Annotated in this window: 19 protein-coding genes and 1 other annotated feature; of the genes, 4 read left to right on the top strand and 15 right to left on the bottom strand. The window is 41.1% G+C overall.

What is annotated here, in order from left to right:
- The 4 genes from CFS04_RS07610 to CFS04_RS07595 all read right to left on the bottom strand — a co-directional run.
- Nucleotides 1–1351: SA1320 family protein (locus CFS04_RS07610; protein WP_255377778.1), on the bottom strand; the 1351-nt coding region annotated here is incomplete at its 3' end.
- Nucleotides 1352–1374: 23 nt separating this feature from the next.
- Complete coding sequence (locus tag CFS04_RS07605; protein WP_088810040.1) at nucleotides 1375–2259, bottom strand: DUF1672 family protein; 885 nt, start codon at nucleotides 2257–2259, stop codon at nucleotides 1375–1377.
- A gap of 399 nt (nucleotides 2260–2658) precedes the next feature.
- On the bottom strand, nucleotides 2659–4800 hold the full coding sequence (locus CFS04_RS07600; protein WP_088810039.1) for an MMPL family transporter: 2142 nt from the start codon (nucleotides 4798–4800) through the stop codon (nucleotides 2659–2661).
- 94 nt (nucleotides 4801–4894) lie between these two features.
- Nucleotides 4895–5500 (bottom strand): TetR/AcrR family transcriptional regulator, encoded by a 606-nt coding sequence (locus tag CFS04_RS07595; protein WP_088810038.1) that lies wholly within the window; start codon nucleotides 5498–5500, stop codon nucleotides 4895–4897.
- Nucleotides 5501–5782: 282 nt separating this feature from the next.
- Between CFS04_RS07595 and CFS04_RS07590 the strand changes: the two genes are divergently transcribed.
- The 3 genes from CFS04_RS07590 to CFS04_RS07580 all read left to right on the top strand — a co-directional run bounded on the left by CFS04_RS07590 (nucleotide 5783) and on the right by CFS04_RS07580 (nucleotide 7880).
- Entirely contained in the window at nucleotides 5783–6988 is a 1206-nt protein-coding gene (locus CFS04_RS07590) for an ammonium transporter (RefSeq protein ID WP_088810037.1), read from the top strand.
- Between the two features lie 14 nt (nucleotides 6989–7002).
- Complete coding sequence (locus tag CFS04_RS07585) at nucleotides 7003–7371, top strand: P-II family nitrogen regulator (protein WP_088810036.1); 369 nt, start codon at nucleotides 7003–7005, stop codon at nucleotides 7369–7371.
- Between the two features lie 128 nt (nucleotides 7372–7499).
- Nucleotides 7500–7880, top strand: coding sequence for a hypothetical protein (locus tag CFS04_RS07580; RefSeq protein ID WP_088810035.1), 381 nt, complete (start codon nucleotides 7500–7502; stop codon nucleotides 7878–7880).
- 182 nt (nucleotides 7881–8062) lie between these two features.
- Here CFS04_RS07580 and aspS read toward each other — a convergent pair whose 3' ends face one another.
- Together aspS and hisS are read right to left on the bottom strand one after the other, a co-directional pair.
- On the bottom strand, nucleotides 8063–9832 hold the full coding sequence (aspS, locus tag CFS04_RS07575; protein WP_088810034.1) for an aspartate--tRNA ligase: 1770 nt from the start codon (nucleotides 9830–9832) through the stop codon (nucleotides 8063–8065).
- A gap of 12 nt (nucleotides 9833–9844) precedes the next feature.
- Complete coding sequence (hisS, locus tag CFS04_RS07570) at nucleotides 9845–11110, bottom strand: histidine--tRNA ligase (RefSeq protein ID WP_088810033.1); 1266 nt, start codon at nucleotides 11108–11110, stop codon at nucleotides 9845–9847.
- Between the two features lie 52 nt (nucleotides 11111–11162).
- Nucleotides 11163–11386, bottom strand: a binding site (T-box leader).
- Nucleotides 11387–11593: 207 nt separating this feature from the next.
- Here hisS and CFS04_RS07565 point away from each other — a divergent pair.
- Nucleotides 11594–12874 carry an N-acetylmuramoyl-L-alanine amidase gene (locus CFS04_RS07565; RefSeq protein WP_088810032.1) on the top strand — a complete coding sequence of 427 codons (1281 nt, stop codon included), beginning with the start codon at nucleotides 11594–11596 and terminating at the stop codon, nucleotides 12872–12874.
- A gap of 41 nt (nucleotides 12875–12915) precedes the next feature.
- Here CFS04_RS07565 and dtd read toward each other — a convergent pair whose 3' ends face one another.
- The 9 genes from dtd to tgt form a co-directional block, all read right to left on the bottom strand.
- Complete coding sequence (gene dtd / locus CFS04_RS07560; protein ID WP_088810031.1) at nucleotides 12916–13368, bottom strand: D-aminoacyl-tRNA deacylase; 453 nt, start codon at nucleotides 13366–13368, stop codon at nucleotides 12916–12918.
- 15 nt (nucleotides 13369–13383) lie between these two features.
- Complete coding sequence (locus CFS04_RS07555; protein WP_088810030.1) at nucleotides 13384–15600, bottom strand: bifunctional (p)ppGpp synthetase/guanosine-3',5'-bis(diphosphate) 3'-pyrophosphohydrolase; 2217 nt, start codon at nucleotides 15598–15600, stop codon at nucleotides 13384–13386.
- 138 nt (nucleotides 15601–15738) lie between these two features.
- Nucleotides 15739–16260 carry an adenine phosphoribosyltransferase gene (locus tag CFS04_RS07550; protein WP_088810029.1) on the bottom strand — a complete coding sequence of 174 codons (522 nt, stop codon included), beginning with the start codon at nucleotides 16258–16260 and terminating at the stop codon, nucleotides 15739–15741.
- Nucleotides 16261–16286: 26 nt separating this feature from the next.
- Complete coding sequence (recJ, locus tag CFS04_RS07545) at nucleotides 16287–18584, bottom strand: single-stranded-DNA-specific exonuclease RecJ (protein ID WP_159457886.1); 2298 nt, start codon at nucleotides 18582–18584, stop codon at nucleotides 16287–16289.
- A 168-nt stretch (nucleotides 18585–18752) separates the two neighbouring features.
- Complete coding sequence (locus CFS04_RS07540; RefSeq protein WP_088810027.1) at nucleotides 18753–19115, bottom strand: lipopolysaccharide assembly LapA domain-containing protein; 363 nt, start codon at nucleotides 19113–19115, stop codon at nucleotides 18753–18755.
- A gap of 99 nt (nucleotides 19116–19214) precedes the next feature.
- A complete protein-coding gene (gene secDF, locus CFS04_RS07535; RefSeq protein ID WP_088810026.1) occupies nucleotides 19215–21479 on the bottom strand; it encodes a protein translocase subunit SecDF in 2265 nt (754 codons plus the stop codon).
- 32 nt (nucleotides 21480–21511) lie between these two features.
- Nucleotides 21512–21820, bottom strand: coding sequence for a post-transcriptional regulator (locus tag CFS04_RS07530; RefSeq protein WP_088810025.1), 309 nt, complete (start codon nucleotides 21818–21820; stop codon nucleotides 21512–21514).
- Nucleotides 21821–21986: 166 nt separating this feature from the next.
- A complete protein-coding gene (gene yajC, locus CFS04_RS07525) occupies nucleotides 21987–22322 on the bottom strand; it encodes a preprotein translocase subunit YajC (protein ID WP_088810024.1) in 336 nt (111 codons plus the stop codon).
- Between the two features lie 30 nt (nucleotides 22323–22352).
- On the bottom strand, nucleotides 22353–23492 hold the full coding sequence (tgt, locus tag CFS04_RS07520) for a tRNA guanosine(34) transglycosylase Tgt (RefSeq protein ID WP_088810023.1): 1140 nt from the start codon (nucleotides 23490–23492) through the stop codon (nucleotides 22353–22355).
- Between the last annotated feature and the right edge of the window lie 33 nt (nucleotides 23493–23525).

Here is a 23525-nt window from a genome sequence, read left to right as displayed (position 1 = left end):
GCTTGTCCGCTTTTTCCAACTCTTTGGACACGTAAGTAACTTGTGTACTGAACGTAATAATTTGACTCGTTACAACCTCTTTATTTTCATCTATCGTTTTATAATGGGCTTTTAGTTCTGCCACCATACCATCACTGAAAAATTCGTTATCTATCCCTTGAAACAGCATCGGAATGGCATGCTTTTTAAGCGCGTTTAGTTGGGTAATGATGTCATCTAGTCGCGTCACGGTATCCACAATCAAAATAGGCAATTCAATAGATGTCCCCAGCATGCCGTTAAAATTCCCTAAAAAGCTGACTAGAAAATCAGAAACCGCAGAAGAATTTTTAAGCTTGTAAATGGCCTTGCTTGCCAGTGAGACGCCTGGCATCCCTGATTCAATAGTATCCCGTAGGTATTCATAACCCGACAGCGTCGTTAACGCTTTTCCGAAGCTTCCCTGTCCGAGTAAATCGTCAAAACTATCTGCTAGCTTGGTTTTTCTGTCATCTAGTTGACTGCCTTCCCGTTCGACAATATCCACGGCATGATCCACATGCGTTTGAGCGGTCGTGATTTGCCCTTTCATTTTCGATACCATGGAGTCCGCTAAGATTTTCATATTTGCAGGGTTCACATCTATTTTATGCCCTTTTCCACCCGTGAGAACAGCCCCACTCCACACACCAACGGGTAAATAGGCGTCGGCATCAATCAAGATTTCTTCCCCGTCGATGTTGATAGGGTCACTATAACCCGTGTGGTTCGAGGTAAGAGTGGTAAATAAAGGTACGTTGTTTTTTAAGGTGACATGCTTCCCCGGCAAGCGACTCAAGTATCCCGCACTTCGTTCCCCTAGTGTTAACGGGTCATACTCGCTCATATAGTTGGTAATATCAGGATTCTTTTGTGAATATTTGCCATCAGGCAAAATCGCAGGATTATAGGTTACACTTTTCACCTCATTGTTTGACGCGACATAATTCCCAAGCCCGCCCCCTAAAGAGTTTCCTCCAACGTATTTAATGTCATATTTTTTACTCATTTTCTTGTAGGCTTTATCCGCTGCTTTTAGTTGATCATCCGGAATATTTCCAGGAAGCGTGGCATCGGTAATAATATCCCGACCACCGTCTTTTTGACCTTGTGTTCCTTGGAAAATCATGCCGACTTCACCCGTTTTCGTGTTTTCGACAATCATGTAATCTAGTCCGGATTTTGTCCCGTATTTGCCTTCTTTAACTTCATAAGCACTTGGTACACCGTTTACTTTGACTAGGTCTCCTCTTTGGGGTTCTTGATAAACTATTTTACCACTTAATTCTATTATATCTAGGTCCGATGTTTTTAATCTTTCTGCCGTTTGCACGTCTTGATGTCCTCCCCTCTTAACTATTTTTTAATATCTTCTACATTAACATTGTCTCCATCAGGCTGACCAACTCGATTGACGATGAAATTGTCATAGAGAGTAACGTTATATACCCCTTTAGGTATTCCTGCTTCATTCCTCACATCTTCAGCAATTTCCTCTGCAGTTTCTTGTTTTGGTACTCCTTCGCTTGTATTAAAGAAGTGTAAAACTACATTTGCATCTTCAAACTTACTGTCCACTTTAAAAAATAAGTTCCTTATTTCACTTACTGAAATGTTGGGATTTTTAATATAAGCATCATAAACTGCTGTAGACTGTCCACCAATTGGCACAAAATAACAACTTTTTTCATATCCGGAAGCATGCGTCTTATCAATCGTGGTCTGGTTTAACCCCTGTAATTCATATTTTTCAGCTATTTTTTTTGTAAAAGTATCCAGTTTCTCGAATTCTTCTTTGTAAGCTTTTACATATAAACCACTTGTAATGGCGCTCTCGACTAGCCCGTCCTGAGACCAAACATTAGGCAATGGGTCAAGCTCTTTTTTTCGCATATCAAGCCCGACAATCACAGAAGTATGGAACTCTATCGGGTCTTCTGCTTCGACCATGACAACCGCCGCATCTCTTGCAGGTACAACATTATTCACTTTAACATCAGTTTTATATGTATCTTTCATATATGCGATGGCTCGCTTTTTAATTTCTGCTTCGTTCTTTTCGACAATTTCTTTAGACTTGTCGCCATCAACGAAAATAAATCCTTGCCCTTTATACTCCGCAACAGGTGTTGTCCCGTCGTCTATTTTCTTTTCTTTTTCATCTGACTGCCCCATAAATGAACAACCTCCTAGTAAAATTGATAAACCAATAATGGAAATCGCTATTTTTTTCCCGTTCATGGTTACACCCCTTTTCTCTATTTATATAAAAAACACCTCTTATAGTATACAACAAGAAACCCTGTTTTAAAATTAAAACCCCCAATTTTGTTGGTCTTACTCTTCCTCCCACACTAGCCGTTCTTGTGTTTGTAGCGTTATAACAACCTCCCTCTTACGTACGCTTTTGCCATAAGGTCGCGCAATTCAGGCAGGGTATTCTAATTGAAACTTATCTCCAGTTTATGTATTTTTCTTACAATTTTAATAGAGCATGTTACTTTTCTTACTGCCTATGTAGATTTTGTGAGCTTTTTAAAAAAAGGACATAAAAGAAAAATAGATAGACAAAAATCCAGTAATAATGCCATCTTTAAAAAATGAGCTTTACTGGATTTTTGCTTACTTTTATTTATTTTTCTAATCTTTCGATACCGTTTTATATTTCTTACCTGGCCAAAATGCCCATCTGCCAAACAGTGTTGTAACTGCTGGAACGAGTAGCGGCCGAACTAAAAATGTATCTAGTAATATACCAATAGCTGTAATGAGTCCAAATTGGACGAGCAGATTAATTGGCAACGTTGTTAAAACTAAAAAGGTTGCGGCTAAAATGACACCTGCAGATGTAATAACCCCGCCTGTTTGGTGTACGCCTTCTTGAACCGCTTTTCGTAGCGGCCATTTTTCTGCGTTTTTCCAAATACTTGAAATCATAAAGATATTGTAGTCCTCTCCTAGCGCCACAATAAATACGAACGCATAAAGCGGTATGAGCCCTGAAATGGCTGTTACACCAAAACCGTGATGCAAAATGAGCCAGCCTAATCCAATTGCCGCCGCATACGAGATTAAAACAGACAAGACAAGATAAATAGTCGCTGTAATCGAACGCAAATACGTCAATAGCAAGATGCTTATAAGCGCAATGACAAGCGGAATAATCACTTTTTCATCATGTTCCGTCACAGCGCGGCTATCATACTGGGCAGCCGTTTGACCAGCAACATACGCTTTCGCTGAATCATCACTTGCCACTTGTTTGATTTTTGGAATTAAATCCATCGCTTCATTGCTGTAAGGATTCATATCGAGTACGACATCATATTTCACCACACTCGAATTCTCTCTACTTTTTTCAGGCAAACTAACAGATTGAACGCCTTTTATGTTCTCTAAATCCTTCCTGAGCCCTTCAGATGGGTTTTCAGCAAGCACCTCGACTTTAGCTAAATACCCCGCCCCGTAATGATCACTTATTAGCTTAAACCCTTCACGTGATGGCATATCTTCTGGAAAAGTTGAGAGTGTGTCATACGTATAGGAAACATTGATCGTTTGAATGGCTGCTCCCCCAAGTAGAAGCAGTGCGACAATAGTGACAATAATTGGATGTTTCGTGGCAAGTTTCCCAACACGATTCCAAAATTGGTTTTCGCTTTTATGTTTTTTATTCGGATGCGGGATAAAAGGCCAAAATGAAACGCGGCCAAATAGCCCAAGAAGCGCCGGAACTAGCGTTAGCGATGAAAGTAGCATAATCAAAATGGCAAGGCTAAACGGAATCGCAAAGTTGTGAAATGAACCGTACTGTGCAGCAAGTAGCATTAAGAGTGCCACCATGACGGTAAGTCCGCTTAGTAAAATAGCGCCCGACGTCCCACTAAACGCTGTTCGGAAAGCTTTGAAGCGGTTTTCCTCATGACGTAAAACAGAGCGATAACGTGTAATGAGGAACAAACAATAGTCGGTCCCGGCTCCAAACAAGAGCACGGTCATAATGGAAAGCCCTTGCGAACCATACGTGATGAAACCATGTTCGCCTAGAAAACCGAGTAGTGGCGTAATCATCAAGTAAGCAAATCCGACCGCAATAAGCGGAATAAGCGCTAAAATCGGCGAACGATAGATGACAAGTAAAATAATTAAAACTATGAGCACCGTTGCAATAAGTAGTGAAACATCGGCATCTTGGAATAGCCCTGTCGCATCAACGCTAATACCTGCTGGTCCTGTAGTCCGCGCAACTAGCTCATCTTTACTCGATATTTTTTGGCTAAAAGGGTTCTCGCCTAATACCCCTTCCGCACGCGTTTTTATTTCATTCATCCCCGTTTTAAGTTCATCTGCTGTGGCAGACTCGTCCATCAAGATAGTTTGAATGAAAGTCGTTTGGTCTTTTGAAAGTTGCTGTTTTAGGACAATTGGTGGCAGTTTCTCAAGTGGAATCGTGGCTTCCTGATACGCCACTGGTGTTTTTGTAAGCGACGCATTAATGGCTTGAATGCTCGCTAAGTCCTCATTTGTCAAACCTTCTGCACGATACCAAGTAATCAGAAGCGGCGTTCCCGCCTGACCACCAAAATATTCTTTTACTTTGTTGTCCGCTACAACAGATGGCTCGCTACTTGGAAGGTCGCTTGCCGCATCATCTTTATATTCATCCGCACTCGGCAAGAAAAGCTGCAACAAAATCACAGCAAGTATCCAAATGGAAAGCGTCACAAAACGCCCTTTCTTTCCCCCAACACCATCAGCCATTTTTTCCAAAAAGTGACTCATATCTTTTCCCCCTTCGTTTATCAGTCGATAAATAGATTAGCATACTTTCACTTATCAATCGATAAATATGCTTCGATAAAAAAAAGATATTAAATTATACCTCTTTTTTACATAGCCCAAACAAAATAAAATTAATCGTTTCTTTCACACGAACATCCGTCGGTTCAGCACTTTCAAACTTGCTCATTTGCGAGAAAAGTGGACTTATCGCTGAAAGGAAAAAACGAGCAGCGCGTTCTGCAGAAATAGGTTCACGAATTTCCGCACGAGCTTCTAATTGCTTAAAAACATGCTCAAATGGACGCAAATACGTATCACGCCAAAGCGTATAAAGTAAAAATTGATTTTCTTCTTTTAATTCATTCAAAATATCATGAATCATTAGTAAAATATTGGTCGGGTGTTTATCAATTAGCATGATAACCATCTCATTTAGCGCATCCACCGGCGCTAAATTTTTCCGAATTAACTCGCTCATGTCAGCTTGAATGCTCGTCGTAAGCTCCTTCACAACCTCAAGATAGAGCATCTCCTTATCTTTAAAATGGTGATAAAGTGCCGGCTGCGTAATTCCAGCGATGACAGCAATTTCACGCGTTGACACGCTCCGATATCCTTTTTCCATAAATAAATCTCGGCCAGCATCTAAAATTTTCTTGCGCGTAATTAAAAATTCTTCTGCTCGACTTCTCTTCACCATGTCAAACGCTCCTTTTCCTCAACATGGTTTCATTTTATCATAAACAAACAAGATTTTCCCACCCTTCTTTTAGATTAAAACTGACATCGCTTTCCTAAAAAAACATTCTTCCCTCCTAAAATTCATTCCAAAAATCCGAATTGAAATCGCTAAATGTAAGATAATCTAACAAAATTCATAGAATTCATAAATAATTCTTGCAATTAAAATTTATTTATGTATTATAGTGGCATAAAGAAATTAATCAATGTTAGTTTATCTAACATTAAAGGAGAGTTGAATATGGAATCTGTCTTTATGTTTTTTTGTACATTGTTAGTTTGGCTTATGACACCAGGAATTGCATTATTTTATGGTGGCATGGTACGTCGAAAAAATGTTTTAAGTACAGCGATGTATAGTTTTGCTTCGATGGCCGTCATCTCGATTTTGTGGGTTGTTGTAGGTTATTCGCTCGCCTTCGCACCAAATAATGGCTTCATTGGCAGCTTTGACTGGAGCTTTTTAAACCAAGTTGGTTTCGCACCGAATGAATTATACAGCGATGCTATTCCCCATCTGCTCTTTATGATGTTTCAAATGACATTCGCTGTTTTAACAGTCGCTATCATATCTGGCGCTTTCGCAGAACGAATGAATTTTGCCGCCTATCTTGTTTTCATTATCCTTTGGTCACTCCTCGTCTACGCCCCTGTCGCACATTGGGTTTGGGGTGACGGCGGTTTCCTTCGCAATCTAGGCGCGCTTGATTTTGCTGGTGGTAATGTCGTTCACATTAGCTCCGGTATAACAGGTCTTGTACTCGCCATCATGCTCGGACGAAGAAAGGAAGTCGATACGGCTTCACCACACAATCTTCCCCTTGCTTTAATCGGGGGAATCTTCGTTTGGTTTGGTTGGTACGGTTTCAATGTCGGCAGTGCGCTCACAATTGATAACGTCGCAATGGCGGCATTTGTCAACACAAACACAGCGGCTGCGGCCGGCATTATCGGCTGGTGCCTTGTCGAGTGGCTAACGAATAAGCGTCCCACTATGCTTGGAACAATTTCAGGCGCTATCGCGGGTCTTGTATCCATCACTCCCGCCGCTGGTTTTGTCACCGTTCCTGCTTCCATGCTCATCGGCCTTCTTGGCGGCGCGCTTTGTTTCTGGGGTGTCTACTGGCTAAAAGGAAAAGTCAAATATGATGATGCTCTAGATGCATTTGGCCTTCACGGAATCGGTGGCATCTGGGGCGGTATCGCAACCGGCTTGTTCGCCACAACTAAAATCAATGAGGCAGGAGCCGACGGTTTATTTTATGGAAATCCGGCGTTATTATTTAAACAACTGGCAGCCATTTCCATAACCGTTGTCTTCGTTGCAATCGCAACCATCATCATCGTTGTACTTATCAAACTCGTCCTCCCGCTTCGTGTTAGCGAAGAACAAGAATACAAAGGCCTAGATTTGACACTTCACGGCGAAAAAGCTTATCAGGATTAAAAGGAGGTTTTACAATGGCAAATTTAACAAAAATTGAGATTATTACGCGCCCCAACCGATTTGCAGCCTTCCAAAAAGAATTGGCTAAAATCGGCGTTAGCGGTTTAACTGTAACAAAAGCACTCGGCACAGGTCTTGAAAAAGGCTTCATCGAATTGTACCGCGGCAAAAAGAAAGAAAATAATATTCATGAACGCATGAAAATTGAAATCGTCGTAAGTACTGTTCCTGTAGAAGACGTTTTACGCGTCGTCGAAAATACACTCCGAACTGGAGAACCAGGCGATGGGAAAGTTTTTATTTATCCGCTTAGCGAAGTGATTAAAATTAGCACAGGCGAAACTGGAACCCAAGCACTTCAAGATTCACCTACTGAAAATTAAAATTAACCAAATAAATGCCTCCTTTTCTAAAAAAATCATGAGAAATTGTCTTTTCCCCTTTACTATGGGCGGAATACAGCTATAATTGATAGTGAGATGTATTTAGATTGGAGGCGCGAGCTCATTTTATGCGTAAGATTCCCATTTTCACTATAATTGCTGTTTTGCTAATTGGTGGCGGATATTTCTACTATCAACACATGAGCACAAGAGTTGATATTACGTTTAATTTTACACCAACCAAAAAATCAGCAGATCATACTGTTAGCGGCACAATTGACGGCGCGGGTACTGAAGAAGTTACTATCCCGCTCTCTGAAGAAATGTGGAAGACCGTTAAAAAGGGCAGTCGTTATAACGTAGAAGCGACATTCTATAATAAAAATAAAGTCAGTAAAGAAGTAGCTAAAAATTTACAAGGTCCTTTCTGGGAAAACGAGGCCAATCAAGGTCTACTTGTAAATAAAGTTAAAGTCGATAATATGGAAGCCATTACGACTGGATTTTAAAAAAGTGGTGCGAAGCTAAAAACTTCACACCACTTTTTTTATTTATTTGATGACTTCCGTTTTTTTCGGTACAGATGGACAAGAACGAAAAATAAAATAATAATTGGAACGTAAATCACAAGTATTGGAATGAACGCTGTAAAAGTTGTCATTGTTGTTTTTCTCCTCCATTGTCATGGTTCTTATTCTTTTTCAGGAACAGTCAAACCTAACTCCTCTAACTGTGCTTTGCTTACTTCACCAGGCGCGTTTGTTAGTGGGTCAACTGCACTTCCTGTTTTAGGGAACGCAATTGTGTCGCGCAAATTGTTTTTTCCAGCTAAAATCATCACAATGCGGTCGAGTCCTAGCGCGATGCCGCCGTGAGGTGGCGTGCCGTAGTCAAGCGCATCCATGAGGAAGCCGAACTGTTCTTCTGCTGCTTCGTCCGTAAAGCCGAGCGCGCGGAACATTTTTTGCTGTACTTCTTTTTGATAGATACGAAGCGAGCCGCCGCCAATTTCATAGCCGTTTAGCACGATATCATAGGCTTCCGCCATCGCCTCCCCTGGCTTTTCTTCCAAAAGAGGAATGTCTTCTGCTCTTGGTAAAGTGAACGGATGATGTGCAGAAACGTAGCGTTTTGCTTCTTCATCGTACTCAAATAGTGGCCAATCTGTTACCCATAAGAAAGCGAATTTGCTTTCGTCAATCAGTTCCAGCTCTTTCCCAAGTTTTGAGCGGAGTGCCCCAAGAGAAGCCGCAACTACTTCGCTTCTATCTGCTGCAAAAAGGAGTAAGTCGCCAGCTTCTGCATCAAGTGCTGCGCGTAATTCAGCCTGCTTTGCTTCGTCAAAGAACTTCGCAATTGGACCTTTTAACTCGCCTTCTTCAACTTTAAGCCATGCCAGTCCTTTCGCGCCGTAAGTGCCGACAAATTCACCTAGCGCATCAATTTCTTTACGCGAGTATTTATCAGCCGCTCCTTTTGCGTTAATTGCTTTAACAACGCCGCGAGCTTCAATCGCAGACGTGAACACTTTGAATGCCACATCGCTTACAAGAGCTGAAATATCGATTAGCTCTAGGCCAAAGCGTACATCTGGTTTATCGCTACCAAAACGTGACATCGCTTCACTGTAGGTCATGCGCGGGAATGGTGCACTGATTTCAATCCCCTTCGCTTCCCGTACAACGTTTACGAGCATTTCTTCGGTCATGCCCTGAATTTCTTCTTTGGATAAAAAGCTAGTTTCAAGGTCAACTTGGGTGAATTCAGGTTGCCGGTCGCCTCTTAAATCTTCATCGCGGAAACAACGAACAATTTGGTAATACTTGTCAAATCCAGCTGTCATTAAAAGCTGTTTCAAGATTTGCGGTGATTGCGGCAGCGCGTAAAAATTCCCCGGATAAACGCGGCTTGGAACTAAATAATCACGCGCCCCCTCAGGCGTGCTTTTCGTTAAATACGGTGTTTCAATATCATAAAAACCAAGTTTGTTTAATGTTTCACGGAAAACGCGCGTCACCGTGTGGCGCATTTTAAATGTTTCTGCCATTTCATTGCGGCGCAAATCAAGATAGCGATATTTTAAACGTAGCTCATCGGAAACATTGATGCCGTCTTCAATGTAAAATGGTGGCGTTTTGGAACGATTTAAAATCGTCACGCTTGATGCCACAATTTCTACTTTCCCAGTTGCAATTTTAGTATTGATAACCGCCTCATCACGCGCGGCCACTTTTCCTTTTACGGTAATGACAAACTCTGAACGAATGGATTCCGCAATACGAAGCGCCTCTTCGGAAAACTCCGGATTAAAGACGACTTGGACAATTCCTTCGCGGTCACGCATATCGATAAAAATAAGCCCACCTAAATCACGACGTTTTTGTACCCAACCGTGTAATACGACTTCTTGACCAATGAATTTTTCTGTTATTTCTCCGCAATATGCTGTTCTCTTTTCCACGTTTTTTCCTCCTTAGGATTTCGTTAAACGGCTTACAAGTTCCTCAGCTGAAACTGAAATTTGTTCACCCGTTTCCATATTTTTAAGCGGGTATTCACCCGATGCAAGCTCTTCTTCTCCAATGATAACCGTATATTTTGCTTCTTTACGATTCGCATCTTTCATTTGCGCTTTAAATTTGCGCTTTTGGTAATCTTTATCAGCACTTATACCAGCATTTCGCAACTGATTCACGATTTTAACTGCTTCAAGTTCTGCTTCCTCGCTCGCTACAATGACATAACAAGCAAGTTCCTTATCTTTTGGAATTTCAATTTCTGCCGCCTGAAGTGCAAGAAGCACACGTTCAACGCCCATACCAAAACCAATTCCCGGAGTATCTGGACCATCAAATTCTTGCACAAGTCCGTGATAGCGACCGCCGCCACAAAGTGTCGTTTTAGCCCCAAAACCTTCCTCATCACTCATAATTTCAAACGTCGTATGATTATAGTAATCAAGCCCGCGGACAAGCGTTGGATCCACTACAAACGGAATGTCAATTGCCTCTAAAAACCCTTTTACTTGGCTAAAATAGAGACGGGAATCTTCATTTAGAAAATCTAAAATAGATGGCGCCGTTGCCACAAGTGGATGTGCGTGGTCCGTCTTGCAATCCAAAATACGAAGTGGATTTTTATGCAATCGATTTTGACAATCCGAACAAAACTCGTCAATGCGCGGTTCGAAATGCGCAATCAGAGCATCCCGATGTTTCAACCGGCTTTCTTTATCCCCTAGACTGTTAATCGTTAGCGAAATATTTTTAAGACCAATGGATTTATAAAAATTCATCGCAAGCGCAATGACTTCCGCATCAATCGCAGGATCCGCACTCCCAATTGCCTCCACGCCAATTTGTGTGAATTGACGCTGCCGCCCGCCTTGTGGCCGCTCATAACGGAACATCGGTCCATTATAGTATAGCTTCACTGGTTGATTGACATCACCGAACATTTTATGTTCAACAAACGCGCGTACAACCGAAGCAGTTCCTTCTGGACGCAGTGTTAAACTCCGATTTTTTTTATCATGAAATGTGTACATTTCTTTTGAAACAATATCCGTTGAATCTCCGACACCACGTTCAAATAACTCCGTGTGCTCAAAAATTGGAGTACGAATTTCTTCATAACGGTAGTTTTCACAGATTTCGCGAAATTTATCTTCAAGAAAATGCCATTTTTGTACCTCTTCAGGTAAAATATCTCGCGTGCCTCGTGGTAATTGAATTTTCATCACATTTCCTCCTTTTTTGAATATAAAAAAATCCCTCGTCACTTGTCCGAAAACAAGGGACGAGAGATGTAGATTCACCCGTGGTACCACCCTAATTGGAATTTTTGAAATTCCCACTCTTCCGTTAACGCCGGACTACGTTTCGACCTACTCGTTTTCGATCAAAACCTCGGAAGTGTCTTTCCAAAAAGTTTCACCATGAATTTCTCTCAGCAAATGAAATTCTCTCTTTGTATGGGAGTGATTCTTTGTACTTTTCTTCGTCATCAGTTTAAATATGAATTATTTCTAGGTTACTAAAAAAAACGACTAAAGTCAATTAGCTAAAAGAAAAACTGTAAAATTATATCAAATAACATTCAGTAGTGCGTAAAATTGTTTTCTTTTTTCAAAAAATTATGGTTAATAGTTCCATGAAAGCTTAATTTGTGGTACCATTTTAATGACCTGAAGAAGTTTTTATAAAGGTGGTGTAGCAATTTCGTGAAGAATAAATTTTTATTTATCACCGTTTTATCGGCGTTACTCATTGCAGCGGGGGTTATTACAACGATTGCGATGGCGAATGCAAATGCCGTTCGCGTTCAGGCGGAAGTTTTAAACGTGCGAAACGGTCCAGGTCTTGCTTATGACGTAACAAGTCAAGTCCGTAAAGGTGACGTGCTTCGCGTCATTGGAGAAGAAAATAAATGGTATAAAGTTCGTTTAGATAACGGAAATAGCGGTTGGGTAGCCAGCTGGCTCGTTGAAAACACAGATGTGAGCGCTGCAAGTAATAGTATGGCGATCGTAAGTTCTGAAAACGGCTTAAATGTCCGGTCCAAACCGTCAACTGATAGCACAGTTTTAGGCATATTAAATACAGGTGATCAAATCAATGTTGTGAGTGAACAAAACGGCTGGGCTCAAATTCAATATAAAGGGCAAAACGCTTGGGTAAATGCGAGTTACATAACAATTCGTGAATCAACGACAAAAGTTGACCAAAATAATTTGCAAAGTTTAACGATTCGTGATGACTCTACAAATATTCGAAGCAAGCCTGATTTAAGCGGTGAAGTGATTGAAAAAGCAAACTCTGGTCATGCTTACGGAATTCAAGGTGTCCAAGGTGACTGGTATCAAGTTCAAACAGCTGATGGACAAACTGGTTATGTAGCAAACTGGGTTGTCGATGTAGGAAATGAAAATGAAAAACCCGCTAAATCAAAAACGACGAAACTTTCTGAAGCAACTATCGTCCTTGATCCAGGCCACGGTGGAAACGATCCCGGTGCAAAAGGTGAAAATGGAACCATAGAAAAGAAAGCAACGTTAAAAACAGCAAATGCCATTAAAGCTCGACTAGAGCAAGCTGGCGCAAAAGTGATTATGACGCGTGACCACGATGAATATATTTCATTACGTCAGCGTACAAAAGTAGCTTCGAAAAACAATGCTGATGCATTTGTCAGCTTGCATTTTGATAGCCTTGAAAACAACGACGAAAGCGTAAGCGGCCAAACTACTTACTATTATGATAGCAGTGATAAAGGGCTCGCAAAAAGCATTAATAAGAGTCTTGGCAATACCCTTCCAACAACAAATCGCGGTGCTCGTGTTGGCGACTTTTACGTTGTACGCGAAAACTCGCAACCTGCTGTTTTATTAGAACTTGGCTATTTAAGTTCAAAAACTGACGAAGCCAACATCAATTCTAATTCATACCGCACAAAAATTGCTGAAGGCGTAACAGAAGGACTCGCAAACTATTTCGCAAACTAAAAAAACCGGAAAGTAAGTGTTAAGCTTACTTTCCGGTTTTTCTATTTCATTAAATCAGCTGAATCAAGCAAAATCGTGACTGGCCCGTCATTAACAAGCGAAACTTTCATATCCGCTCCGAAAACCCCGGCGTCTACACCTAAACCAGCTTTTTCCAACTCTTTATTAAATCGATTATAAAGCTTTTCCGCTTCCGCACCCGGTGCCGAGTCCGTGAAACTTGGTCGGCGCCCTTTTCTTGCGTCTGCATAAAGTGTGAACTGCGATACGCTAAGCACGTTTCCCGAAACCTCTTGAATGGATAAATTCATTTTCTGGTTTTCATCTTCGAAAACACGGAGATTTGCAATTTTTTGTACTAAAACATCAATTTCTCGTTCTGTATCCGTATGAGTAAAACCAACAAGAAGCAAGAATCCTTGTGGAATTTCCGCAATAATTTCATCATCTATCGTCACACTTGCACTTGTAACCCTTTGAAGCACAACACGCATAGCCAATCATCCTCCCTAGCTCATCAATCGTCTTACCGTATAAACATCTGGAATTTGTTTAATTTTATCTACAACGCGCTGTAAATGATTAATATTATGAATTTGCAAAGTTAATACGAGCGTTGCCATTTTATTATTATCAACTTTCGCATTCACGCCATTAATGTTTGAAGTCAAACTATTAATTACTTGCAAAATATCATTCAATAAGCCATTGCGATTATAACCATAAATTTCAATATCCACATTATAATCATTTTTCGCCTGAAAATCTGCATCTTCCCACTCTACGCCGATGAGCCGCTCACTTTCGATGGACTGCACATTCGGACAATCCGAACGGTGAATCGAAATCCCGCGCCCCTTCGTAATATAGCCCACAATTTCATCGCCCGGAACAGGGTTACAACATCTGGACAAACGAATAAGCAGATTGCCAACACCTTGAACAACTACACCCGCATTATGCTTGATTTTAAGCTTCTCGTTATTGGCCTCCGCATTGCTATTCCGCGCTTCCGCTTGCGAAAGCAATTTTTCCGTTTGCTCCTCTTGGTCGCGCTCCTTCCGCTCTTTCTCCGTCAAACGATTCGCCACTTGAAGCGCCGTAATCCCGTTATATCCAACAGCAGCAAACAAATCATCTTCATGGGAAAAATTCAGCTTCTCAAGGAGACGTTTGAGATTTTCGTTCGTCATAATCTTTTTAGGTTCAAAATCCATTTGCCGAAGTTCTTTTTCAACCAAATCCCGGCCTTTTTCGACATTTTCTTCTTTCGCTTGCCGTTTGAAGAATTGACGGATTTTATTTCGCGCCTGCGACGTCTGCACGAGTTTTAACCAGTCACGACTTGGCCCGTAGGAATGCTTCGACGTTAAAATATCGATAATATCCCCAGTCTTCAGCTTATAATCGAGTGTGACAATTTTGCCATTCACTTTCGCGCCAATCGTTTTATTCCCAATTTCCGTATGAATTCGGTATGCGAAATCAAGTGGAACCGAGCCGTTTGGTAGCTCGTAAACATCGCCTTTCGGTGTAAACACATACACAACGTCCGCAAATAAATCTAATTTTAACGATTCCATAAACTCTTCCGCATTATCAGACTCATTTTGGTACTCCAAAATTTCACGGAACCAAGTCATTTTATTATCAAATGACGTTTTCGAGTTAACGACTTTTCCTTCTTTATACGCCCAGTGCGCGGCAACCCCGTATTCTGCAATTTGGTGCATCTCATGCGTCCGAATTTGCACTTCAAGCGGTTCGCCTTGCGGTCCAATAACCGTCGTATGCAGCGACTGATACATATTCGATTTCGGCATCGCAATATAATCCTTAAACCGTCCCGGCATCGGTTTCCAGCGCGTATGAATGACGCCCAGTACCGCATAACAATCTTTAATGCTACTAACTAGAATCCGTACCGCCAATAAATCATAAATTTCGTTAAATTGCTTATGCTGTTCCGACATTTTGCGATAAATCGAATAAATATGTTTCGGCCTACCAGAAATATCCGCCTGAATATTTAATTCATCCAAGTTGTCTGAAACGCCGTCAATCACATCTTGCAAATAGCGCTCACGCGCACCGCGTTTTTGTTTCATCAAATGTACAATGCGGTAGTATTGTTGCGGATTCAAATAGCGTAATGCTGTATCTTCAAGTTCCCATTTCACGCGGCTAATCCCAAGTCGATGAGCAAGCGGTGCGAAAATTTCAAGTGTTTCCGTCGAAATCCGGCGCTGTTTTTCTACCGGAAGATGTTTTAAAGTACGCATATTATGCAGTCGGTCTGCTAACTTGATCAAAATAACTCGAATATCTTGCGCCATCGCAATGAACATTTTCCGATGATTTTCAGCTTGCTGTTCCTCATGCGATTTATATTTAATTTTCCCAAGTTTTGTAACGCCGTCCACAAGCATCGCCACTTCAGCATTAAACGTTTCTGTTAAATCCTCAAGTGTCACATCCGTATCTTCGACAACATCGTGTAAAAAACCTGCCGCTACCGTTTCAGGGTCCATTCTTAGCTCAACAAGAATTCCTGCTACTTGAATTGGATGAATAATATATGGCTCTCCCGATTTTCTAAACTGTTCACTATGTGCATCTCGCGCATATTCATAAGCCTTTTTCACAATTTCCAGATGCGTTTCATTCATATAATTCGAAGCCATTTCGATGACTTGCTCTGCTGTCAAATTTTGCTCTTTCGCCATTTTATCCACCCCCTTCTTTTCCCCTTGTCTAAAATAGATTCTTAGTTACTATTATACACAACTAAAGTGGCTTTAGAAAGTAGTTTTCATGCGCCACTAGAAAAAAACACTTTCCAAAAGGAAAATGTTTTTTCTAACTTAAAAGTCCATCAAAATCAAGCGATCATACCCGTTCAATTTTTTATGTCCTTCTAATTCTGTCAGTTCAATTAAAAAGGCGCACCCAGCAACAATTCCACCAAGTTTTTCCACAAGTTTGATCGTTGCTTCAATCGTACCACCCGTTGCAAGCAAATCATCTGTAATGAGCACACGTTGCCCCGGTTTAATCGCATCTTTATGCATCGTTAGCGTATTTGTACCGTACTCAAGCTCATACTCCATTTCAATTGTTGCACGCGGCAATTTGCCAGGTTTACGTACTGGTGCAAAACCAATACCAAGCGCATAAGCAACCGGGCAACCAATAATAAAGCCACGCGCTTCTGGCCCAACAATCAAATCTACTTGTAGTTTTTCAGCATACTCAACAATCTGATCTGTCGCAAATTTATAAGCTTCACCGTCATTCATAAGCGGTGTAATATCCTTAAATACAATGCCTTCTTTTGGCCAATCCTCCACGATTGCGACAAATTTTCTAAGATCATTTAAATCCATGTTTATTCCTCCAAAGTGGGTAGGCACTAGGCCTCCATAATGCGCTTCATCCAGCTAAATAGTTCATTAAAGCTCGCATAAAGCAGTTTTTCTCGTGTTGCAAGTTCTTGTTTTTTCGACTGATAAATTTCGGCCTCTTCTAAATTTCGTTTTTCTGAAAGGTTATTTAGTAAAATCACGCCACTTTCTATTTTAACAAAATCCAGCTCAAAAAACACGTTTGACATAAAATCAATTTGTTGTTTACTCCAACCGAACTTTTGATTTAAAGCAGGACCATACTTTTCAAGCGAAAAAGGTTGATATTTTTTAATCAGGGCAAAAAGATTCGCAAATGCCTTTCTATCTGGCAGCGCCTGGAAATCTTGATTTTCAGATGCTCCGAAATGGACATAAATCCGCTCAGGCTGGAACTTTTTAATGAACGCCTCCACGTGACCCGTTTCTTTCGGTAAATCAACAAAAACCACTTCACGCGCGCTCTCCCTGTCATCAGGCGTATACACCACATTCGCAGCAATCGCCGGAAGTTTCGTTACGGTTTCTTGGTTAAAGCAGATGAAAACCCGTTCGCGCTCAGATTCTTTTAATAAACGTTGCCATTCTGTTCGGTTACGCGCATCAAAAAGCTGGAACTCATTGACTTCAAGATCAACCAACCTAAGTTGCGGCTTCCGAATATGATTCCATTCATTCACATTCAGTTCGCCTACAACGCTAACAAGCGCATTTTGTGCCACATTATCCGCCAAGTCACCTAAATTGAAACCAATGCCATCTAAAAGCACGTTTTGGTCGGTCAGCACCGTTTTCAAATGCGTTTTATCCGCACCAATTCGTTTCGTATCTTTCAAATTAATCTCTTCAAATTGGAAAACTGGTTTCACATTGCCCGTTCCAAATGGCGCCATCTTTTCAATCATCTGAATGAATGGCAGTGAAACGTCAGCGAGTTGCAACGTGTCTTCCACGCTAAGCTCTCGTTTTACACTCGTTACATCTAACGCATCAGCCTGCGCAATTAAAGCCGCTTCAAGCGCCGCTAAATTATGAAGCGACACCGTCATACCAGCTGCCATGGGGTGCCCGCCAAACGCTTCAAGAATCGCCCTGTTTTTATCAAGCTCTTGATACAAATGGAAATGCGGTACACTTCTGCCAGAACCTTTAGCAATCCCCGCCTCCTCATCAATGGCAAGACAAATGACCGGACGATTAAATTTTTCTACTAATCTAGACGCAACAATTCCTAGCACGCCTGGATTCCAATCCTTTTCAGCAACCACAATGATACTCGGAATTTCAGTTTTCGCCTCCAAAATTGCAACGGCGCTCGCGGTGATGTCACTAACGAGTTTCCGTCGATTGACGTTTGCTTCATCAATTTCCTCGGCCAAATATTCCGCTTCCTCCTCATCAAAAGCGAGTAGCAATTCCGCAGCCGGGTCAGCAGCGCCTAAACGACCGACAGCGTTTAATCTTGGGGCGATGGCAAACCCAATTGTTTCTTCGTTTGCCTCCTCCAATTTGACACTTGCTTTCAATGCGAGAACACGCAAGCCTGTGTTTGGCTTTTCACGAAGCACTTGAAGTCCCTTTTGTACAAGAAGACGATTTTCATCTGTTAATGAAACAAGGTCCGCTACGGTCCCTACGGCTACCATGTCTAATAAGTGCGTCGGCTCTTCGCCAAGCAGCGCGTGCGAAAGTTTGTAGCTAACGCCGACCCCCGCTAAATCTTCAAAAGGATAGTTCGAGTCGGGGTGCTTTGGGTGGATAACCGCAACTGCTTGCGGCAAGGTTTCGCGCATTTCGTGGTGGTCGGTTATAATGACATCCATCCCGATTTCTTGAGCAAAATCCATCACTTCAAGAGCCGCAATCCCATTATCAACCGTAATAATCAAATCGAAGCCTTGGTTCTTAATCATTTGAAATGCGTTCTGATTCGGCCCGTAACCCTCCGTGAAGCGATTTGGAATATAAAACTGTACAAGTGCCCCCAAACTTTCTAACGTCTTGTAAAGCACCGCAATGCTCGTTACGCCGTCCGCATCATAATCACCGTAAATCATAATTTTTTCGCCCGCTTGAATCGCAGACTTAATCCGTTCTACAGCTTGCTCCATTTCTGCAAGTAAAAAAGGATCATAACTCGCATATTTGGAAGGATTCATGAACTTATCGTACTGCCCTTCCGTCGTAATCTTACGTTTCACAAGCATTTTCGCAAGCGGAAGCGACACATTCAACTCTTTAGCTAGGTTTGCTACTTTTTCGCCGTCAACTTCTTCGGTCTTCCATCTGTATTTTGAATGAATCACAATTCCCCCACCTTTCAACCCTCCTATTATATCGGAAAACATCGGAAAAACCAATAGTAAAAAGCCCAAATCAAAATCGATTTGGGCTCCAGAGTAATGCTAAACGGCAATAAAGTCTTACCGTTTAGCATCACTCTGATTTTGCGAGCTGCGTTTTGTATTCAAATATTAGTTTTGCTCATCCTGATTTTCAACTTTCGCATCGGCTACTTCTGTTTCTTCTGTGTCGCGAATTGAAATCGTGGACGTTTTTGTTTGCATCGCTTTCGCCGCCGCAAGTTGGCGTTCTAGATTTGTTTTTTCTTCATGAAGTTGTTTGACTTGCTTATTCATCCCTCGTACTTTAGCAATATTCAAACAGAAAATAATCAAGCCTCCGATAAGCACTGAGCCTAAAATAACTAATATAAGCGGCCACTCTAGTTTTGCGAAAAAGAAATTGACTTCAACTGATTCAACATTAATAATCGCAAAAACAGCAATTAAAATCGCTAAAATAATTCCTACAATAACCTGCCATTGATTTTTCATAGCATCTGTCTCCTTTTTTCTAATTATACAAATTTATTCCCGCAAAAAATTATGCTAAAACAAAAGCCGGACAACTCGTCCGACTTTCGTTACTCGTTTTTATACCATAGGTTGCGATGGGCTATTTCTTTTCTTTTTCTTAACCGTTGCAATTGGTCCTTTTTTATTCACTTGACGTGCTTTAAAGACATACCACAACTGCATGGCCATGAAAATGGAAGAGAATACGCTTGAAACAAGCCCAACAAGTAAAGCGATTGAGAAGCTTAAAATCGATTCACTACCAAAAATGACAAGCGCCACAACCGTGAAAATAACCGTCAAGATAGTGTTAATCGAACGCGTGAATGTTTGACGTAAACCGTGATTAACAGCAAATGCCACATCTTCTTTCGTCTTATAACGCCCCATCTTGCGTCCAATATCTCGAATCCGGTCCGCTGTTACAATCGTATCATTAATCGAATACCCGATAACAGTTAGAACCGCCGCAATGAATGTCAGATCAACCTCAATCTGGAAGATACTGAAGAAAATGAAGATGGTAAAGGCGTCAAATAGTAACGATAGAATCGCCGCAATCCCCATATAAAATTCAAAGCGGATCGCAATATAAATAACTATGAGTACCGAAGCTATTGCCATTGCGTACAAGCCGTTTTTCGCGAGTTCTTTCCCGACAGTCGGCGTTACTGTGCTAATGCTTGGTTCATGTTTATATTCTTTCTCAAAATGCGTTTTAAATTTCGCAATTTCATCTTGCGAAAGAGCACCTTTGTAGGAAACTACCGCCGTTTTGTTATCCTTACCTTGGAAAACAATATTATCAGACGGCATATCAATGTCATCTAAATCTTTTTTAATCTGCTGTTCTGTTAGCGGTGAATCAGACGTAATTTCTGCTCTCGTACCACTCGCAAAATCAATGCCCAGATTAAGTTTAAAGAAACTTAAAACAACAATCCCAATAATGGCGATGCCCGTAAAAATCCACAAGAACAACCGGTGATTCTTAACGAAATCAAAACGATCAAATGGTGTTTTTAAGTCATACGTGCTAATACCATCATGCAAATTATGAATGGCATCAGGTTTCACACTAAAGGCACGTGGTTTATTGTTTAATACGTTGCTCTTAACAAGCAAGCCAAGCAGTACACGCGAACCCCAAACGGCCGTTAGGAAGCTGACTAAAATACTAATAATTAGAACCGTCGCAAAACCTTTAATCGAGCTTGTTCCAAAGTAGAACAATACACAAGCAACAAGTAAAGTCGAAATGTTTCCATCGAAAATGGCACGGAAGGCTTCTTTTACGCCGACTTCAAACGCCGCTTTCGTCGATCGCCCGACTTTCAGTTCTTCTTTTATTCGCTCATAGGTGATAACGTTCGCGTCGACGGCCATCCCTATCCCGAGAATCAGCCCGGCAATCCCTGGAAGCGTCAGCGTTGCGTTCAGCAAGGCTAGAACGAGTAAAACAATGTATGTGTAAGCAACAAGTGTTACACATGCAATAATCCCAGGAATACGGTATACAAGCATCATAAAGATGAAAATAGCTGCAACCCCGATAATTCCAGCAAGAATTGTTTCATCAAGCGCATCTTGACCAAATTGTGCCCCAACAGATGTCGAGTATACCTCGGTCATCTTAACTGGTAAAGCACCCGAATTTAGCAAGTTCGCTAAGTCTTTTGCTTCTTCAACAGAAAAATTACCCGAGATTTCAACCTTATTTGTGTCTAAAACTTGGTTGACATTTGGTGCCGATAAGTAAGCAGGATCTTTTTTAGTTCTCTCTGTTTTATATTTTTGGCCCTCTTTCCAGTCTAACCAAATAACGAGTTGGTTGTCAGGTTTTTCAGCCAAAATTGTTTTCGTCACATCAGCGAATTTATCAGCACTTTTTAGTTTCAGTGTGACAATCGGTTGATTATTTTGATCGAAAGCTTGTTTTGCTCCCCCAGGAACTAAATCAGAACCATCCATCATAAGTTTATCGTTTGCGTCCCTAAAAGAAAGTTCCGCTGTTGTCGATAACATTTTTCGTGCTTCATTTTGATCCGTCACCCCAGCAAGCTGGACACGAATACGGTTATTTCCTTCAATTGTGATGCTAGGCTCAGCTACGCCGATACTGTTAATCCGGCGATCGAGGGCACTTACAGTATCCGTAAGTGTCTGTTTAGTCACTTCACCTTTTCCAGAAGCAGGCTCTACTTGATAAAGCACTTCAAATCCGCCCTGTAAATCTAGTCCCAAGTTAATATTTTGTAAAACCATTTTCCCTGTGCTGAAAACGACCCCAAAAATAATTGCCACGACTAGGAAGAAGGTTACTAACCTACTTTTCTTAATCATTTCTTTTCCTCCCTCATCTAAACCATGAAATGCTATTTAGAAAGTTCAGAAGATGTCGCTTCATTATCTTCCAAATTCTCTGTTTCATTGTTTGCGCTAGCGCTAATTGCTGGCTCGTTAGATGTTTTTGTAATAAAGTCCATTAATTGTCCAATGTTCATCTGCATTATATCATTGACACGTTCATGCAAATTCGGAGTGGGATTTGTAGCCCATTTAACTTCTGTTAAAAATGACCAAATGTGTTCTGGTTTGATTTCTCTATAACTAAGAAGATGGAAATCTTCCACTTTAATTAAAATAGCTGGTTCCAAACTTTCATACCAGTCTTCGTGCGACATCGCACTTCCCCTCCCTCATTTTACAATCAACTATTCCCATTTTATCTAAAAATCAACCAAATGAAAAGCAGAAAGTGAAAAATCCACATAAATGACACATTTAATTGTTCAAATTGGTACTTCCTAACAAAAAAGAACCGCCCTAGTTTGAACTAGAGCGATTTCTTTATTTTTCTTCAGTTTCTTTTTCAGTTTCTGCTACTTCTTCAACTGGCTCAGTAGGTGCTACTGCAGGAGCAGCGTTTCCTTTTTCAAGAACCGTACGAATCGCATTGCGATCGAATGTCAGCTTCGTGTTGCCAGTTTTTAGTACGACAGTGCCATCTTCAATTGCTTCAACTACGCCATGAAGACCACCAATCGTAATAATTTTGTCGCCTTTTGCTAAACTATTTTGCATGTTTGTTACTTCTTTTTGACGCTTTTGTTGAGGTCTAATTAGTAAGAAGTAGAACAAGACAATCATCAAAATAATTGGAATAAATGCTGTTAAACCACCCAAAAATTGTCAGCTCCTTTAAAAAAATATTTATTAAAAATTTTTCGCATTTGGTCCGTTAAAACCATATTGCTCAAAAAATTCTTCACGAAATTCTAGCAGACGATCAAAGCGAATTGCTTCACGTACTTGCTCCATTAAGTTTAACAGAAAATGCAAATTATGATAAGTCGTAAGTCTTATTCCAAATGTTTCATCGCAGCGAATTAGATGGCGAATATAGGCTCTGGAATAGTTTTGACAGGTGTAACAATTGCAGTTTTCATCAAGCGGTCCAAAGTCGTTTGCGAATTTGGCGTTTTTAATAACAAGGCGTCCGTTTGAAGTCATACATGTACCATTACGCGCAATGCGTGTCGGCAAGACACAGTCAAACATATCGATGCCTCTAATGACCCCATCGATTAATGAATCTGGCGAACCAACACCCATTAAATAGCGGGGTTTTCCACTTGGAAGAAAAGGTGTTGTGAATTCAAGCACTTCATTCATGACGTCTTTTGGTTCGCCTACTGAAAGGCCGCCAATCGAATAGCCTGGAAAATCAAGTGAAACGAGATCTTCCGCACTTTGACGTCGTAAATCTTCATAAGCGCCGCCTTGTACGATGCCGAATAGACCTTGAATATTAGGCTTCATATGCGCTTTTAAGCCGCGTTCTGCCCATCTGGACGTGCGTTCTACAGAGCGCTTCATGTATTCATGTGTGGCTGGATATGGTGGACACTCGTCAAAACTCATCATGATGTCAGAACCGAGTGCATTTTGAATTTGAATAGCTTTTTCAGGTGATAAAAATAGTTTGTCGCCATTTAAATGATTGCGAAAATGAACGCCTTCTTCTTTGATGTCGCGCATATCGCTTAAGCTAAAGACTTGAAAGCCACCTGAATCGGTTAAAATAGGTTGGTCCCAGTTCATAAACTTGTGCAAACCACCAGCCTGCTCAATCAATTGCTCACCGGGTCTTAGCCATAAGTGATAGGTGTTGCTTAAAATAACACCCGCACCCATCTGTTTAAGCTCTTCTGGCGACATTGTTTTGACAGTTGCTTGCGTGCCAACAGGCATAAACATTGGCGTATCAAACGTACCATGCGGAGTATGTAGTTTTCCTAACCTCGCACCTGTTTTTTTATCAGTTTTAATTAATTCATAACGAATAGCTGTCATGTGTTACCTCTTTCTTTTTACTCTACTAAATAG

Origin of the sequence: Listeria sp. ILCC796, from assembly GCF_900186175.1 — a bacterium.
Classification (GTDB): domain Bacteria; phylum Bacillota; class Bacilli; order Lactobacillales; family Listeriaceae; genus Listeria; species Listeria goaensis.
This window is presented reverse-complemented; position numbering and strand designations above follow the sequence as displayed.